17 protein-coding genes are annotated in these 14,854 nt (G+C 69.2%); 1 reads left to right on the forward strand and 16 read right to left on the reverse strand.

Going from position 1 to position 14,854, the window contains the following annotated elements; all coding sequences use genetic code 11:
• Positions 1–25: 25 nt before the first annotated feature.
• From OG485_RS10955 to OG485_RS11005, 11 genes are all read right to left on the reverse strand, one after another.
• Entirely contained in the window at positions 26–916 is an 891-nt protein-coding gene (locus tag OG485_RS10955) for a diacylglycerol kinase (RefSeq protein WP_328667871.1), read from the reverse strand.
• Between the two features lie 29 nt (positions 917–945).
• Positions 946–1,893, reverse strand: coding sequence for a twin-arginine translocase subunit TatC (gene tatC / locus OG485_RS10960; RefSeq protein ID WP_328667872.1), 948 nt, complete (start codon positions 1,891–1,893; stop codon positions 946–948).
• A gap of 47 nt (positions 1,894–1,940) precedes the next feature.
• On the reverse strand, positions 1,941–2,225 hold the full coding sequence (gene tatA / locus OG485_RS10965) for a Sec-independent protein translocase subunit TatA (protein ID WP_328667873.1): 285 nt from the start codon (positions 2,223–2,225) through the stop codon (positions 1,941–1,943).
• 237 nt (positions 2,226–2,462) lie between these two features.
• Entirely contained in the window at positions 2,463–2,657 is a 195-nt protein-coding gene (locus tag OG485_RS10970; protein WP_326788777.1) for a hypothetical protein, read from the reverse strand.
• Positions 2,658–2,678: 21 nt separating this feature from the next.
• The gene (locus OG485_RS10975; protein WP_103553753.1) at positions 2,679–2,939 is read right to left on the reverse strand and encodes a hypothetical protein; all 261 of its coding nucleotides are present in this window, start codon (positions 2,937–2,939) and stop codon (positions 2,679–2,681) included.
• Positions 2,940–3,079: 140 nt separating this feature from the next.
• Positions 3,080–4,105: a helix-turn-helix transcriptional regulator gene (locus OG485_RS10980; protein ID WP_328454264.1), complete on the reverse strand. Its 1,026-nt coding sequence runs from the start codon at positions 4,103–4,105 to the stop codon at positions 3,080–3,082.
• A 15-nt stretch (positions 4,106–4,120) separates the two neighbouring features.
• Positions 4,121–5,074 (reverse strand): helix-turn-helix transcriptional regulator, encoded by a 954-nt coding sequence (locus OG485_RS10985; RefSeq protein WP_328667874.1) that lies wholly within the window; start codon positions 5,072–5,074, stop codon positions 4,121–4,123.
• A 133-nt stretch (positions 5,075–5,207) separates the two neighbouring features.
• Positions 5,208–5,579: an FKBP-type peptidyl-prolyl cis-trans isomerase gene (locus OG485_RS10990; protein WP_328667875.1), complete on the reverse strand. Its 372-nt coding sequence runs from the start codon at positions 5,577–5,579 to the stop codon at positions 5,208–5,210.
• A 61-nt stretch (positions 5,580–5,640) separates the two neighbouring features.
• Positions 5,641–6,648, reverse strand: a complete 1,008-nt coding sequence (locus tag OG485_RS10995) for an FKBP-type peptidyl-prolyl cis-trans isomerase (protein ID WP_328667876.1) — start codon at positions 6,646–6,648, stop codon at positions 5,641–5,643.
• Between the two features lie 128 nt (positions 6,649–6,776).
• Positions 6,777–8,138, reverse strand: coding sequence for a Pup--protein ligase (pafA, locus tag OG485_RS11000; protein ID WP_019066118.1), 1,362 nt, complete (start codon positions 8,136–8,138; stop codon positions 6,777–6,779).
• 9 nt (positions 8,139–8,147) lie between these two features.
• A complete protein-coding gene (locus OG485_RS11005) occupies positions 8,148–9,407 on the reverse strand; it encodes an MFS transporter (RefSeq protein ID WP_328667877.1) in 1,260 nt (419 codons plus the stop codon).
• A gap of 107 nt (positions 9,408–9,514) precedes the next feature.
• Between OG485_RS11005 and OG485_RS11010 the strand changes: the two genes are divergently transcribed.
• A complete protein-coding gene (locus OG485_RS11010; RefSeq protein ID WP_328667878.1) occupies positions 9,515–10,528 on the forward strand; it encodes a LacI family DNA-binding transcriptional regulator in 1,014 nt (337 codons plus the stop codon).
• Between the two features lie 115 nt (positions 10,529–10,643).
• On the opposite strand, the gene prcA is transcribed toward OG485_RS11010, so the two are convergent.
• From prcA to dop, 5 genes are all read right to left on the reverse strand, one after another.
• Positions 10,644–11,390, reverse strand: coding sequence for a proteasome subunit alpha (gene prcA, locus OG485_RS11015; RefSeq protein ID WP_328667879.1), 747 nt, complete (start codon positions 11,388–11,390; stop codon positions 10,644–10,646).
• A 57-nt stretch (positions 11,391–11,447) separates the two neighbouring features.
• Complete coding sequence (gene prcB / locus OG485_RS11020) at positions 11,448–12,293, reverse strand: proteasome subunit beta (protein ID WP_326788769.1); 846 nt, start codon at positions 12,291–12,293, stop codon at positions 11,448–11,450.
• Positions 12,245–12,757, reverse strand: a complete 513-nt coding sequence (locus OG485_RS11025; RefSeq protein WP_266765603.1) for an endonuclease VII domain-containing protein — start codon at positions 12,755–12,757, stop codon at positions 12,245–12,247. The genes prcB and OG485_RS11025 overlap by 49 nt, the downstream gene beginning before the upstream one ends.
• Before the next feature lie 119 nt (positions 12,758–12,876).
• Positions 12,877–13,095 (reverse strand): ubiquitin-like protein Pup, encoded by a 219-nt coding sequence (locus OG485_RS11030; RefSeq protein WP_328667880.1) that lies wholly within the window; start codon positions 13,093–13,095, stop codon positions 12,877–12,879.
• 156 nt (positions 13,096–13,251) lie between these two features.
• Positions 13,252–14,763: a depupylase/deamidase Dop gene (dop, locus tag OG485_RS11035; RefSeq protein ID WP_443048681.1), complete on the reverse strand. Its 1,512-nt coding sequence runs from the start codon at positions 14,761–14,763 to the stop codon at positions 13,252–13,254.
• Positions 14,764–14,854: the final 91 nt, after the last annotated feature.

A 14,854-nucleotide genomic window follows, 5' to 3' on the forward strand; every position in this document is an offset into this window, starting at 1 on the left:
CTGTGAAACCCCGGATCCCCGCAGCTCAGGGAAGTGCGACGCGCACAGCGGCCCGTATGCACTCCGCGGTGAGCGGCAGCGGGCCCAGCGGCTCGCCGTCCGCGTACCCGGTGACGCCCTCGGCGAGGAGCTCGACCCGCGCCGCCCGGTGCACGCTCACCACGGGATGGCTGACGTGGGTACCCCGGTAGACCCGCGGGAAGATCTTGAGCAGGGTCGAGCGGGAGCAGTCCCCGACCACCGTGATGTCGAACAGTCCGTCGCCGAGGCTCGCACCCGGACAGATCCTCATGCCGCCGCCGTACGACGAGCCGTTGCCGACGGCGACCAGCGTCGCCTCGGTCTCCAGCGTCTCGCCGCCGTCCAGCGTGATGCGGTACCCGACGGGCCGGAAGGCGGCCAGTTCGGCGACCATGGCGACGTCGTACTTGAAACGGCCGACGGGCAGGCGCATCCGGTTCCCGCGGTCGTTGACCCGGGAGTCGAACCCGGAGGCGAGGACGGTGCCGAACCAGGTGCCGTTCACCCGGCCCAGGTCGACCTCGCGCAGCCGCTCGCCCCGCAGCGCCTCGGCGATCATCCGTCCCGCCGCCGCGGGGTCGCCCACGGGCAGGCCGAGGGCGCGCGCGAAGTCGTTGCCCGTCCCGGCGGCCACCAGACCGAAGGGGGTACGGGTCCCGGCGACGGCCTGGAGGGCCAGGTTCGCCATGCCGTCACCGCCGACCGCGACGAGGGCACCGGTGCCGGAAGCGACCGCCTCGCGCGCCCGCGCGAGGGCGTCCACCGGGTCCTCGCCCTGGACCGTCTCGACGGAGAATCCCGCGGCACGCAAAGCGGAAGCGGCCGGCAGCGCCGCTCGGGCGCCCCGGCCGCGGCCCGCGGTGGGGTTGACGAAGAGGGTGATCTCGCTGGTCACAGGCTGACCCTACGAGGTCACGGACTCCGTCAGGTCACGTCGTCATAACCGTTGACCCGGTCCGTACTGGTCTGCTCCGGAAGAGTCGGGGCGGTCGTCACGTTCTCGACGCCGCCGATGTCCTCGGGCGTGAGGTCGAGGTCGGAGGCCTCGTCGTCGGCCGGCCCGGACTCATCGCGCCGGCGCTTGCGCCGGTCGTTGAGCAGCGAGAACGCGGTCGCGGCGAAGTACAGGATCCAGATCGGCCCGGCGAGCGCCAGCATGGTCGGCGGGTCGGTGCTCGGGGTGGCGAGCGCCGCGAAGACCGTGATGCCGATGATCATGCCGCGCCACCAGCTGAGCATGCGCCGGCCGGTGAGGATGCCCGTGAGGTTGAGCATCACCAGGAGCAGCGGCAGCTCGAAGGAGAGGCCGAAGACCACCACCATGCGCGTGACCAGGTCGAGCAGGTCGTCCAGCGGCAGCAGGTTGTTGACGCCGTTCGGCGTGAACTCCATCAGTACCTTCGCCGTGGTGGGCAGCACCTTGTAGGCGAAGAAGGCACCGCCGAAGAACAGCGGAACACCCGATGCGACGAACGCGTACGCGTACTTCTTCTCGCTCTTGTGCAGACCCGGTGCGACGAACGCCCAGAGCTGGTAGAGCCAGACCGGCGAGGCGAGCACGACGCCCGCCATCAGGGAGACCTTCAGCGCCAGGGTGAACGGGGCGAGCAGACCGTTGATGGTGATCTGCGCGCACTGATGTTCTTTGGGCTGCTTCGCCAGCTCGGCGAAGGTCTCCGGACACCCGACGGAGTCCAGGACCGGCTTCGTGAAGAAGTCGATGATGTCGTTGTAGTAGAAGGCCGCGACGATCGTCACCAGGACGATGGCCAGCACCGCCTTCGCGAGCCGGTTGCGGAGCTCGCGAAGATGGTCCGCGAGAGGCATGCGCCCTTCGGGATCCCTCTCCGTGTTGCGGGCAGACTTGAGCAACCCACATCCTCATCTCATGCGGCGGGCCGGATGTCACCGGCCCTGCGTCAGCGCTGGGTCGTGTCCGTCGGCTCGTTGACCGGGCGCGAGCTGGTCACGTCGCCGGGAGCGGCCTGGATGGTGCGCTGAGCGGGGGTCTGCTCGTCGGTGCTGGGCGGGCCGGCCGGGGCCGGGGTGCTGCCCTCGTCCTTCATCGCCTTCGCCTCGCTCTTGAGGATCCGGGCGGACTTGCCGAGGGAGCGCGCCATGTCCGGAAGCTTCTTCGCGCCGAACAGCAGGATGATGACGACGAGGATGAGAATGATCTCGGGAGCTCCGAGCCTTCCGAACATAAGTCTTTACCTTCTCACCGAGGCTGCATGGTCGGGGTGCCGGCCGATCGATCGGACGTGTGTCCGATCATCGTGCTGTCAGCGATCGTAACGCTCAGGGGTAAACGCGGGGCAATCCCTGTGCGTACTCCCAGTTCGCGGCCCGCGCCTCATTCTCCGGGCTGCGCCCCTGAGCGTACCTGGCCGCCGTAACAAGTCGACAGGCTGTCGTGACTCATTGCGCATCCATGGAACGACTCATACCGCGTCCATGGAGCGTGCCGCCCCGACCGCGGCTCTTTCCAGGTCTTCGGAGGCTGAGCTGATACGGCGGGCGGAATCGGCGACCTGGCGGCCCAGACGCTCCGCTTCCAGGAAGACACGGACGGCGAGAACCCCGAGAACCGTGATTCCCAGGAAACCCGCGGCGATCGCAAACATCGGCCAGAACATGACGACGACCCTAGTACCCCACTAGAGAGTGGAGTGCAGCCGCAGCGTGCGGACCCCGCCCCCGGTGAGGAGCTCGACGATGCGTTCTCCGGCGGGCTTGCGGACGGCGGACCCGCAGGCGGGGCAGGTGAACGAGTAGAACGTCGTGCGGCTGCTGGCGCCGATGGCCAGGCGCAGGGCACCGGGCGTGAGCTCGAAGCCGGCCCGGCAGTCGGGGCAGGCGGCCTTGAACATCACCTCGACCACCCGGCGCATCCCGGCGAAGGCCGTCCCCACCGACATCTCCGGCGCGCCCGGGGCCGACCCGGCCCGTCCCGCCGTACCCGTGGCAGACCCGGCGCGCCCCGGCGCCCCCGCCCGCCGCACGGAACCCGGCTTCTCCGGGCTCCCCGGCCTTCCCTGCGCACCAGACGACGACGTCCTCAAAGCCCCTGCTCCCGCCCCTCGTACGGCCTGTCCGGGACCGCCCCGAGCCCGTCCGGCCCGTCGTAGGCGGCGAGCGCCTCACGGGCCGCGCTGCGGGCGCTGTCCGCGAGAGCCTGCGGCGAGACGATCCGGCCGTCACCGCCGAGACGCAGGGCCAGCCGCCGCAGCGACGTGGGATCGGGGGTCCGCAAGGTGATACGCAGCCCGCCGTCCGGCAGCTCATCCGCGCTGTCGTGCGGGTAGTACTCGGCGACCCAGCGCCCGCCGGGACCCACCTCCACGACCACCTCCGGATCCTCGGCCGCGGGCTGGACCAGCCCCTCGGACAGGTCCCGCAGCTCGATCTCCGGCGGCGCGGACGGCTCGTCCAGGATGCGGATCTCGGCGACCCGGTCGAGCCGGAAGGTCCGGCGCGCCTCGGAGCGGCGGCACCAGGCCTCCACATAGGTGTGCCCGACGCTGACCAGGCGGATCGGGTCGATCTCGCGTTCGCTCAGCTCGTCCCGCGAGGGCGAGTAGTAGCGGATCCACAGCCGGCGCCGCTCGGAGATCGCCCGGTCCACGTCGGCGAAGACGCCGCCCTCGGACTCGAAGGTCACCGACAGCCGGGAACTGGCACCCGCCGCCTCGCCCGAGGCGGCCTCCACCTTGGCGGTGGCCCGCAGCAGCGCCTGCCGGTCGCCCTCGCGCAGGCCGGGCAGGGTGGACACCGCGCGGGCGGCCACCAGCAGCGCGGTCGCCTCGTCGGCGGCGATACGCAGCGGCTCGGCGACGTCGTCCGGGTTGTGCCACCAGATCCGGTCGCCGTCGGTGTCGATGTCGAGCAGATCCCCGCCGCGGAAACTGGTCCCGCACAGCGGCAGCACGTCGAGGTCGGAGATCAGCTCGTCCTCGGTGATTCCGAAGGCGCGGGCGACATCACCGACCCGGGCGCCGGGGCGCTCGCGCAGATACGTCACCAGCGAGAGCATCCGCCGGGTCTGGTCGATCGCGTTCGTGGGCCTGGCCGGTTTTCCTGCCACTTTCTTACTTTCCCCTCAGCCCTTGGCCACGGCGCGCAGCCGGTCGACCACATCGGCCCGCAGTTCGGCGGGCTCCACGACCACCACGTCCGGCCCGAACTCGACGAGCCAGGCGTCCAGACCGTGCCCGTACGGAATCTCCAACTCGTCCCAGCCGTCGCCCAGTTCCCGTACGGAGGCGGCCTTGGAACGCAGCGGGTAGCCGGCGCCGGAACGCAGCCGGATCAGCGCCGAACGGTCGGTGATCTCCCCCGCCCAGCCGGCCACCGTCTCGCGCACAGTCACGACGTCGGGGACCTCGGCGGTGTAGCGGCCCGCACGCGCGCGGACCTTGCCGGTGATCCGGGAGAGCCTGAAGACGCGCTCGGCGCCGCGGTCCCGGTCCCAGCCCGCGAGATACCAGTGGCCGCGCCAGCACTCCAGGGCCCAGGGCTCGACATGCCGGGTCCCGGGCTGCGCCGCGTTGCCCTTGCGGTAGTCGAAGACGACCGGGCGACGGTCGCGGCAGGCGAGCATCAGGGGCTCGAAGGCCGCCTCGTGGACGGGGATGTGCGGTTCGAGGGCGCCGTGGGATCCGTACGGGTCCACGTCCTCGGGCAGACCCGCGGCGCGCAGCTTCTGGAGCGCGCCGCTCGCGGCCCCGGCCAGCCGTGCCTGCTGCCAGACCTTGGCGGCCAGACCGAGGGCGGCGGCCTCCTCGGCGTCGAGGGTGATCGGCGGCAGGCGGTTGCTGTCGCGGCGGGCGAGGTAGCCGACGTCGCCGTCGAGGTTCTCCACCGTCTCGATGACCAGGCCGAGTTCGCGCAGATCGTCCTTGTCCCGCTCGAACATCCGGTTGAAGGCGTCATCCGATCCGGCTTCGAGGTAGGCCTCGATGGACCCGCGGAGTTCCCGCTTGCTGAGCGGCCGCCGCGTCCCGAGCAGACACAGTGCGAGGTTCATCAGCCGCTCGGCCTTGGCAATGGCCATCGACGCCCTTCCTATGGTGCTTCCGACCGATGACCGTACCGCTCCGGAGTGTCGCGGCAAAAGCCGAGGGCCCATGCCCGGACGGACATGGGCCCCAGATGATCGGATCCAGATCGGATCCGGTCCGCCTGGATCAGACCGCGATCAGGTCGACCACGAAGATCAGCGTCTCACCGGGCTTGATCGCCGGGGTCGGGCTCTGGTCGCCGTAGGCGAGGTGGGCGGGGATCGTCAGCCGGCGACGGCCGCCGACCTTCATGCCCTGCACACCCTTGTCCCAGCCCTTGATGACACGGCCGCCACCGAGCGGGAAGCGGAACGGCTCGCCCCGGTTCCAGCTCGCGTCGAACTCCTCGCCCGTGCTGAACGCCACACCCACGTAGTGCACCGTGACGTTCTGACCCGACTTGGCCTCGGGGCCGTCGCCCTCCCAGATGTCCTTGATCTCAAGGTCCGCCGGCGGCTGGCCCTCGGGGAAATCGATCTCGGGCTTCTCGATGCTCACGTCTTTGCTCCTGCTTTGTGTACGTAAGGACAACATGGACAGTCTTACATCCCCGGAGGGGTCAGAACGTCGCCAGGATGTCGACCGAGAAGACCAGGGTGGAGTCCTTCTTGATACCGCTGCCCGCCGGCGGGTTGTCGCCGTAGCCCAGAGCCGGCGGAATCACGATGAGGACACGGCTGCCCACCTTCTTGCCGGTCAGCCCCTGCGCCCAGCCCTTGACGACCTGCTGCAGCGAGAACTGCGTCAGCTGGCCCCGCTTGTACGTCGAGTCGAACTCCTTGCCGCCGTCCCACAGCACACCCTCGTACTGCACCAGGACGCTGCTGTCGGCCTTGAGCTCGTCGCCGTCGCCCTCGATCACGTAGTTCGCCACGAGCTTCGTGGGAGCGGCCTTCTTCGGCACCGTGATCTTGGGAGCGGCGCCGTCCGTGTTCGTGCCGACCGTCGGCAGCGAGGCGTCATCCTGCGGCACGTTCTTGCCCTTGGCGGAACTCTTGGAGTTGAACGTGTCCACGATGTCCACCACGAACACCAGCGTGTCCGTGCCCTTGATACCCGCCTGCGCGTTGCCCTCCGAGCCATAACCCCAGGTCGGCGGCACCGCCATCTCGACGCGGCTGCCGGTCTTCTTGCCGACCAGACCATAACGCCAGCCGTCGATGATGCTGCCCTGCGCCAGCTGGATGACCAGCGGCGCCCCCCGGTCGTAGGAGTTGTCGAAGACCTTCGCCGTGGCCCAGATCTGACCCAGGTAGTTGGCCTGGATGTAGTCGTTCTCCGCGACCGTCTTGCCGTTGCCCGCGATCACCGTCCGGACCGCGAGATCCTTCGACGGCTCCCCCGTGCCCTTGGCCACGGTCGGCTTCTCACCGAACTTCGTACCGGCCGTGATCGCCGGCAGCGGACCGTCGACGATCTTCGGCGGGGGCGGCGCGGACGCCGCCGCGGAAGCCGAGGGCGACGGGCTGTTGCTGGACTTCGCCGTGTCTGACTTGCCGTCGTCACCGCATCCGGCGAGTGTGACCAGTCCAGCGGGTACGGAGAGAAGGAGTGAGCGTCGGCGCACGGTGGGGGCCTCGTATCGGTCGATCTTGGTGGATGGCGTGCGCGCAACTCTACGACGTGAGCAGGGCGCCGTACGGAAAACGTACGGCGCCCCGCGTTGCGTTCCGCGTCACCCACGAAACTCCCGGCTCACATTCCGGCGATCAGCTTCTCCACCCTGTCGTCCACCGAACGGAACGGGTCCTTGCACAACACCGTGCGCTGCGCCTGATCGTTGAGCTTCAGGTGCACCCAGTCGACGGTGAAGTCCCGCCGCTGCTCCTGGGCCCGCCGGATGAAGTCACCGCGCAGACGCGCCCGAGTGGTCTGCGGCGGCACCGACTTGCCCTCGAAGATCTTCAAGTCGTTGCAGATCCGCGCGGCTTGCCCCTTCCTCTCCAGCAGGTAGTACAGGCCACGACGGCGGTGGATGTCGTGGTAGGCGAGGTCTATCTGCGCGACCCGGGGGTGCGACATGGTCATGTTGTGCTTCGCCCGGTACCGCTCGATGAGCTGGTACTTCATCACCCAGTCGATCTCGGTACCGATCCGGTCGAGGTCCTCGGCCTCGATCGAGTCGAGCACACGGCCCCACAGTTCGAGGACCTGTTCGACGGTCCCGGTGCGGATACCGCGGCGCTCACAGAAGTCCACGGCCTTCTCGTAGTACTCGCGCTGCACCTCCAGCGCGGAGGCCTCACGGCCACTGGCCAGGCGCACCTTCCGGCGGCCCGTGATGTCATGACTGACCTCACGGATCGCCCGGATGGGGTTCTCCAGAGTCAGGTCGCGCATGACGGTGCCCGCCTCGATCATGCGCAGCACGAGGTCCGTGGCACCGACCTTGAGGAGCATCGTCGTCTCGGACATGTTCGAGTCGCCGACGATCACATGCAGACGGCGATAGCGCTCGGCGTCCGCGTGCGGCTCGTCACGCGTGTTGATGATGGGCCGGGACCGGGTCGTCGCCGAGCTGACGCCCTCCCAGATGTGCTCCGCCCGCTGGCTGACGCAGTACACGGCACCGCGCGGAGTCTGCAGCACCTTGCCCGCACCGCACAGCAACTGCCTCGTGACCAGGAACGGAATGAGAATGTCCGCGAGCCGGGAGAACTCCCCGTGCCGGGCCACCAGATAGTTCTCGTGGCACCCGTAGGAGTTTCCTGCCGAGTCGGTGTTGTTCTTGAACAGATAGACGTCGCCCGCGATCCCTTCCTCGTGCAGGCGTCGTTCGGCGTCTACCAGGAGACCTTCGAGAATGCGCTCGCCGGCCTTGTCGTGGGTGACGAGCTCCGTCACGTTGTCACATTCGGGTGTCGCGTATTCCGGATGTGATCCCACGTCGAGATAAAGGCGGGCACCGTTCCGCAGAAAGACATTGCTGCTGCGGCCCCATGACACGACACGGCGGAAGAGGTACCGCGCCACCTCGTCGGGAGACAGCCGACGCTGTCCCCTGAACGTACACGTGACGCCGTACTCGTTCTCCAGCCCGAAAATGCGGCGGTCCATGACTGAACATTACGCCCGATCCCCTGAGCTGAAACGGGGTTCGACGGCTCGGTTTGGATCATTTTCCGATGAGACCGCAACAACCTCGCCCCTCCCGGTACCTGCGAGGACCCGGCCCGTGGCCAGCAGAACCACCAGCGCGGCAGCTCCCGCGACCCCCGGAACGGCGAAGCCCCGCCCCGCCCCGCCCCACTCCACGACCGGCCCCGCGACACCCGTTCCCACCGAAGCACCCACGGTGAAGGTCGTCACGAGCCAGGAAAAAGCCTCGGTGACCGTACCGGTGGGCGCGTGCCGGTCCACCAGCACGAAGGCACACGCGATGCTCGGCGCGAGGAACACCCCCGCAAGCGTCGCAAGCCCCGTCATGGCCACCGGACCCGGCACCAGCACCAGCGGGACGTAACACACCGCCAGAAGGGCCACCAGCACCCGCAGTCGCCGCTCCGGCGCCCCGCCCCAGCGACGCGCGCCGTAGACCACACCGCCCAGCAGCGCCCCGAGCCCGATGCCCGCCATCAGCCAGCCGTACACCACGTCCCCGCCGTGCGCGTCGGCGTACGGCACCGCCGCCACCGTGATCGAACCGAGCGCGATCCCGATGAACAGGAACGCCCCGAGCAGGGCCAGCAGCCCCGGCGAACGCAGAGCGCCCAGCCAGTGCGCCTCGCGCGGAGCCGAACGCCACGTGCGCGAGGGCTCCGAGACGACCACGGAGAGGGCACCCAGGACACCGATGACGGCCAGGATCAGCAGAGCGGCCTGCGCGGACCAGAGCGACACGCACAGCGTCACCAGCAAGGGCCCGACGGTGAACATGACTTCCTGCGCCACCGCGTCCATCGCGTACGCGGTGTGCACCTGCTCCTCCTCGCCCAGCACGGAGGGCCACAGCGCCCGCAGGCCGCCCTCCAGAGGCGGCGTGAAGAGGCCGGCCACGGCCATCGCGGCGCAGGCGAGCCCCACCGGCTCCGTTCCGGCCAGGGCGAAGACGCCCATGCCGAGCGCCGAGACGACCGCGGCGGGCAGTTGCACCCGGGGCTGGCCGTACAGGTCCACCAGCCGGCCGAGCAGTGGCTGCCCGACCGCGTTGGCCACCCCGTACACCGCCGCGAGCGCGCCCGCCAGGCTGTACGTACCGCCCCCGGCCCGCACGAACAGCACGACGGCGATGGCCGCCGTGGCGTTCGGCAGCCGCCCCACCAGCGTCCCCGCGAGCAGCCTGGCGGCATGCCTCGCCCTGAGGATCTCCAGGTATCCCGCGGCCATGGCATGCCCTTCCGGTAGCGCGTGACGTCCAAGTGTTACGTATAACGCCTCCCTCAATACGTACCATGTGCGCTGACCGGGAGTCCAGACGAAGGAGCAGGCCCACGGTGGCAAGAGGTAGCACGCGCCCCACCAGCCGGGACGTCGCCGAGGCCGCCGGGGTCTCCCAGGCAGCCGTCTCCCTCGTCCTGGGCGACAAGTGGCGCGGCCGCGTCTCCGCCGCGACCGCCGACCGCGTCCGCGACGCGGCCCAGGAACTCGGCTACCGCCCCAACCTGGCCGCCCGCAACCTCCGCCTCGGCCGCACCCGCACCGTCCTGCTGGTCGTCCCCGCCCTCACCACCGAATTCTTCGCGGGCGTCTACACCGGCGCCGCCCGCGTAGCCGCCCAGCACGGCTTCGGCGTCGTCCTCTACCCCTCCCCCGAAGGCATCGGCCCCGCCCGCGACCCCTTCGGCTCCGCCCAGGCCGCCCTCGACGGCGTCATCGCCTCCTCCATGGCGGCCGACGCCCTCACCGCGATCCGCGGCGACCAGCTCCCCCTCGTCATGCTCGACAGCGACCCCGCCGGCAGCCAGGGCGCCGCCACCGTCAACCTCGACATCGCCGACGGCGTACGCCAGGTCACCGACCACCTCCTGGCACTCGGCCACCGCCGCTTCCTGCACCTCGCGGCCGACATCCCCTCCTGGACCTTCGAGGTCCGCGCCCGCGAACTGGCCTCCTGCCTCGTCGAAGTCCCCGGGACCAGCCTGCGGGTCGCCCGCGCCCCCATCTCCTTCGAAGACGCCCTGGCCGCCGCCCAGACCGCACTCTCCACCCCCGGACCCCGCCCCACCGCGATCGTCTGCGACGACGACAAACTCGCCGCGGGCGCCTACAAAGCCGCCCGCCGCCTCGGCCTGCGCATCCCCGACGACATCTCCGTCACCGGACTCGACGACCTCGCCCTGGCCCGCGCCCTCGACCCCGAACTCACCACGGTCCGCCTGGACGCCGAACGATTCGGCGAACAGGGCATGAAAGCCCTCCTGGCCGTCCTCGACGGCCGCACGCCCCCACAGGAGGACATCCCCGTCGAACTCGTCGTACGGGGCTCCACGGCCCCTCCTGGCGCGTAGGACCTGTCCGGGACAGCCCCGCCTCCCACCGCACACGGAAGGGGCCGCACCGGTCTGCACCGGGGCGGCCCCTTCCGTACGAACACCCGGACGGACACGAGGTCCGACCACGACCTCACTCGTCGTCGTCGGCGTCCTCGGCCTCCGTCGCCGTCTCCGCGCCCCCGGCCTCCAGCAACCTGTCCAGCTGACGGCCCACGATCCGCTTGAACTTCCGCTGCTGCGGCCGCGTCCGGTCCAGCACCGCGACCTCCAGCCGCTCCGCCGGAATCTCCCGCTCGCCACCGTTCGGCTCCCGGGACAGCGACTGAACAGCCAGCTTCAGCGCCCCGGCCAGCGACATGCCGTCCTGGTGCTGCGTATCCAGATACGTACTGATCTGCTCGGCGTTACCGCCGACAGCGACCGAGCCGTGCTCGTCCACGATCGAACCGTCGTGCGGCAACCGGTAGATCTGGTCACCGTCGGGCGTCTCCCCGACCTCGGCGACCACCAGCTCCACCTCGTACGGCTTCTCCGCCGCCGACGAGAAGATCGTGCCCAGCGTCTGGGCGTACACATTGGCCAGACCACGAGCGGTCACATCGGCACGGTCGTACGTGTAGCCGCGCAGATCGGCGTAACGCACACCGCCGATCCGCAGGTTCTCGTACTCGTTGTACTTACCGGCGGCCGCGAAGCCGATCCGGTCGTAGATCTCGCTGAACTTGTGCAGCGCGCGGGACGGGTTCTCGCCGACGAACACGATGCCGTCGGCGTACTGCAGCACGACCAGGCTGCGGCCACGGGCGATGCCCTTGCGGGCGTACTCCGCCCGGTCGGCCATCGCCTGCTGGGGTGAGACATAGAACGGCGTCGACACCGGCTATCCGTCCCTTTCTGTCGAAGTCACTGGATCACCTGGGAAAAGAGGCCGGACTCAGAGCAGCGCGGCGCGCGGGCCGTCGGGCTGCTCCAGGCGCCGCTCCAGGATCGCGCGGGCGATCTCGGAGGACTCCTCGTCGGTGAGCCGGCGGAAGCCGCTCTCGGTGATCACGGTGACGATCGGGTAGATCCGGCGCGCGACATCGGGACCACCGGTCGCCGAGTCGTCGTCGGCCGCGTCGTACAGGGCCTGGATGACCAGCGTCGTCGCCTGGTCCTCCGTCAGATCCCTGGCGTAGAGCTTCTTCATGGCACCGCGCGCGAAGAGCGAGCCGGAGCCCGTGGCCGCGTAGCCGTGCTCCTCGGAGCGGCCGCCGGTGACGTCGTAGGAGAAGATGCGGCCCTTGCCGCGGTCCACGTCGAAGCCCGCGAACAGGGGGACCACGGCGAGACCCTGCATGGCCATGCCGAGGTTGGAACGGATCATCGTGGACAGGCGGTTCGCCTTGCCCTCCAGGGAGAGCTGCGCGCCCTCCACCTTCTCGAAGTGCTCCAGCTCCAGCTGGAACAGCTTCACCATCTCCACGGCCAGGCCCGCCGTGCCGGCGATGCCCACCGCCGAGTACTCGTCGGCCGGGAAGACCTTCTCGATGTCGCGCTGGGCGATGACGTTCCCCATCGTGGCCCGCCGGTCACCGGCGAGCACGACTCCGCCGGGGAACGTGACGGCGACGATCGTCGTGCCGTGCGGGGCCTCGATCACACCCTGGACGGGCGGCAGTTGCCGCTTGCCCGGGAGCATCTCCGGCTGGTGCTCGGACAGGAAGTCCATGAAGGACGACGACCCGGGCGTCAGGAAGGCAGCCGGTAGACGCCCGGTGCTACGAGTGTTGGCTTCCACGCGTTTCCTTCCAGGTATGTCGCAGCCCGTCTCATGACGTCGGGCCGATCCTTGAACTGCCCCAGTGCAGCGTTGCAGCTGAAGCACAGTACGCCTCGGACCCTACCCGTCTGGTGACAGTGATCCACATGTTCGGCAGGGGCGGTTAGGCAGATACAGCAGATTCCCCGCTGCTCCGCGACCATCGCGTCCAACTCGGCTGGTGTGAGGCCGTACTTGCGCTGGAAATAGCTGATTCGGTTCCGCTCCGCACGGCACTCACGGCAGTAGCTCGCCCAGCCGTCCGAGGAGGACTTGTTGCGCTCCCACGCGGAGTGCGGCTTCACGACCTGGCACTGCGGGCAGCGCTTGTGGCCCCGCGGCACAGGCACCTTGACCCGTACCGTTCTGCCCTTGGCCTCCTGGCGCTGCCGGTAGTACTCCGCGGAGCATTCCCGGCAGTACGCCTGGAGACCGTCGGGCATCGACCTGTTGCTCGCGAAGGCCGCCCGCGGTTTGTTCTGCTTACACCGCGAGCAGCTTCGCGCTTCCACTTCTTCAGCCACGTTCGGCTCGAACCTTCGATTCGATGGAAAAAGTGGCTTTACTGCCCGCCCTTCTGAACGAAGGACCTCACGAAATCCTCGGCGTTCTCTTCGAGTACATCGTCAATTTCGTCAAGAACCGAGTCGACGTCGTCGCTCAGCTTTTCCTGGCGTTCCTTGAGGTCGTCGGTCGCTTGCGCGTCCTGTGTCTGCTCCTCGGCCTCCTCGGTGGAACGCGTCGCCTTCTGCTGTCCGCCGCCGGTGTCCTTGGTCGCCATAACCCTCACCCCGCTCGGTTCGACGTTCTTGATCAGACCCTACAAGCAGGGTCCGACATCGGCCCCGCAGTTGCCACAACGTACGGGGACCATCTCGATGATTCCCGTAACGCCGGGTATTCCACCCTGTCCGGCCGGTGCCGTCCCGGGGGAAGCTCAGTTGCCCGACAGCACCCTGACCAGGTCCTCGGCCGTACGGCAGCGGTCCAGGAGCGCCTTGACGTGATTACGCGTTCCGCGAAGCGGCTCCAGGGTTGGGACGCGTTGGAGCGAGTCCCGGCCGGGCAGGTCGAAGATCACCGAGTCCCAGGAGGCCGCCGCAACGTCGTCCGCGTACTGTTCCAGGCAGCGTCCGCGGAAGTAGGCGCGGGTGTCCTCCGGCGGTGTCGTGCGGGCCCGCTCGACCTCGCTCTCGTCCAGCAGGCGCTTGATCTTGCCCCGGGCCGCCAGACGGTTGTAGAGGCCCTTCTCGGCCCGTACGTCGGCGTACTGGAGGTCGACCAGGTGCAGCCGGGCGGCGTCCCAGTCGAGGTCGTCGCGGCGCCGGTAGCCCTCCATGAGCTCCCGCTTGGCGACCCAGTCGAGCTCTCCGGCGAGGCTCATCGGGTCGTTCTCCAGGCGGTTCAGAGTGTCCTCCCAGCGCAGGAGGACGTCCTTGGTCTGTTCGTCGGCGTCCGCCCCGAACCGCTCCTCCACGTATTTGCGCGACAGCTCGAAGTACTCCATCTGCAGTTGCACGGCGGTGAGCGTGCGGCCGCTGCGGAGCGTGACCAGGCGCTTGAGGGTCGGGTCGTGGGAGACCTGGTGGAGGGTGCGTACGGGCTGGTCGACGGCCAGGTCGACGGCGATGAAGCCGTCCTCGATCATGGAGAGGACGAGTGCCGTCGTGCCCAGCTTGAGGTAGGTCGAGATCTCGGAGAGGTTGGCGTCTCCGATGATCACGTGCAGCCGGCGGTACTTCTCGGCGTCGGCGTGCGGTTCGTCGCGGGTGTTGATGATGGGGCGCTTGAGGGTCGTCTCCAGGCCGACCTCGACCTCGAAGTAGTCGGCGCGCTGGCTGAGCTGGAAGCCGTGCTCGTGTCCGTCCTGGCCGATGCCGACGCGGCCCGCTCCGGTGACGACCTGGCGTGAGACGAAGAACGGCGTGAGGTGCCGCACGATGTCCGAGAAGGGGGTCTCCCGCTTCATCAGGTAGTTCTCGTGCGTGCCGTAGGAGGCGCCCTTGTTGTCGGTGTTGTTCTTGTAGAGGTGGATCGGCTGGGCGCCGGGAAGCTGGGCGGCGCGCTCCGCGGCCTCGGCCATGATGCGCTCGCCGGCCTTGTCCCACAGGACCGCGTCCCGCGGGTTGGTGACTTCGGGGGAGCTGTATTCCGGGTGGGCGTGGTCGACGTACAGCCGTGCACCGTTGGTGAGGATGACATTGGCGAGGCCGATGTCCTCGTCGGTGAGCTGGCTGGTGTCGGCGGCCTCCCGGGCGAGGTCGAAGCCTCGCGCGTCCCGTAGCGGGTTCTCCTCCTCGAAGTCCCAGCGGGCGCGGCGCGCCCGGTGCATCGCCGCCGCGTAGGCGTTGACGATCTGGGACGAGGTGAGCATGGCATTGGCGTTGGGGTGACCGGGGACGGAGATCCCGTACTCCGTCTCGATGCCCATTACTCGCCGTACGGTCATGCGGCCCTCCTTGCCCGGCGGCGCCCTCGGTCGGGGGCGCTGCTCAAGTACCGCTGGCGCTCCGGTGCGTGTGCGGTGCCCGTCCCCGCAC

The sequence above is a fragment of the Streptomyces sp. NBC_00328 genome (assembly GCF_036139655.1).
Taxonomy (GTDB): domain Bacteria; phylum Actinomycetota; class Actinomycetes; order Streptomycetales; family Streptomycetaceae; genus Streptomyces.

What these genes read in the sequence shown, in the direction of transcription:
- tatA (WP_328667873.1), bottom strand. Translation starts at nt 2,225, where the DNA reads ATGTTCGGAAGGCTCGGAGCTCCCGAGATCATTCTCATCCTCGTCGTC.
- OG485_RS10970 (WP_326788777.1), bottom strand. Translation starts at nt 2,657, where the DNA reads ATGTTCTGGCCGATGTTTGCGATCGCCGCGGGTTTCCTGGGAATCACG.
- OG485_RS10975 (WP_103553753.1), bottom strand. Translation starts at nt 2,939, where the DNA reads ATGTCGGTGGGGACGGCCTTCGCCGGGATGCGCCGGGTGGTCGAGGTG.
- OG485_RS10985 (WP_328667874.1), bottom strand. Translation starts at nt 5,074, where the DNA reads ATGGCCATTGCCAAGGCCGAGCGGCTGATGAACCTCGCACTGTGTCTG.
- pafA (WP_019066118.1), bottom strand. Translation starts at nt 8,138, where the DNA reads ATGGACCGCCGCATTTTCGGGCTGGAGAACGAGTACGGCGTCACGTGT.
- OG485_RS11005 (WP_328667877.1), bottom strand. Translation starts at nt 9,407, where the DNA reads ATGGCCGCGGGATACCTGGAGATCCTCAGGGCGAGGCATGCCGCCAGG.
- OG485_RS11025 (WP_266765603.1), bottom strand. Translation starts at nt 12,757, where the DNA reads ATGCCCGACGGTCTCCAGGCGTACTGCCGGGAATGCTCCGCGGAGTAC.
- OG485_RS11030 (WP_328667880.1), bottom strand. Translation starts at nt 13,095, where the DNA reads ATGGCGACCAAGGACACCGGCGGCGGACAGCAGAAGGCGACGCGTTCC.
- dop (WP_443048681.1), bottom strand. Translation starts at nt 14,763, where the DNA reads ATGACCGTACGGCGAGTAATGGGCATCGAGACGGAGTACGGGATCTCC.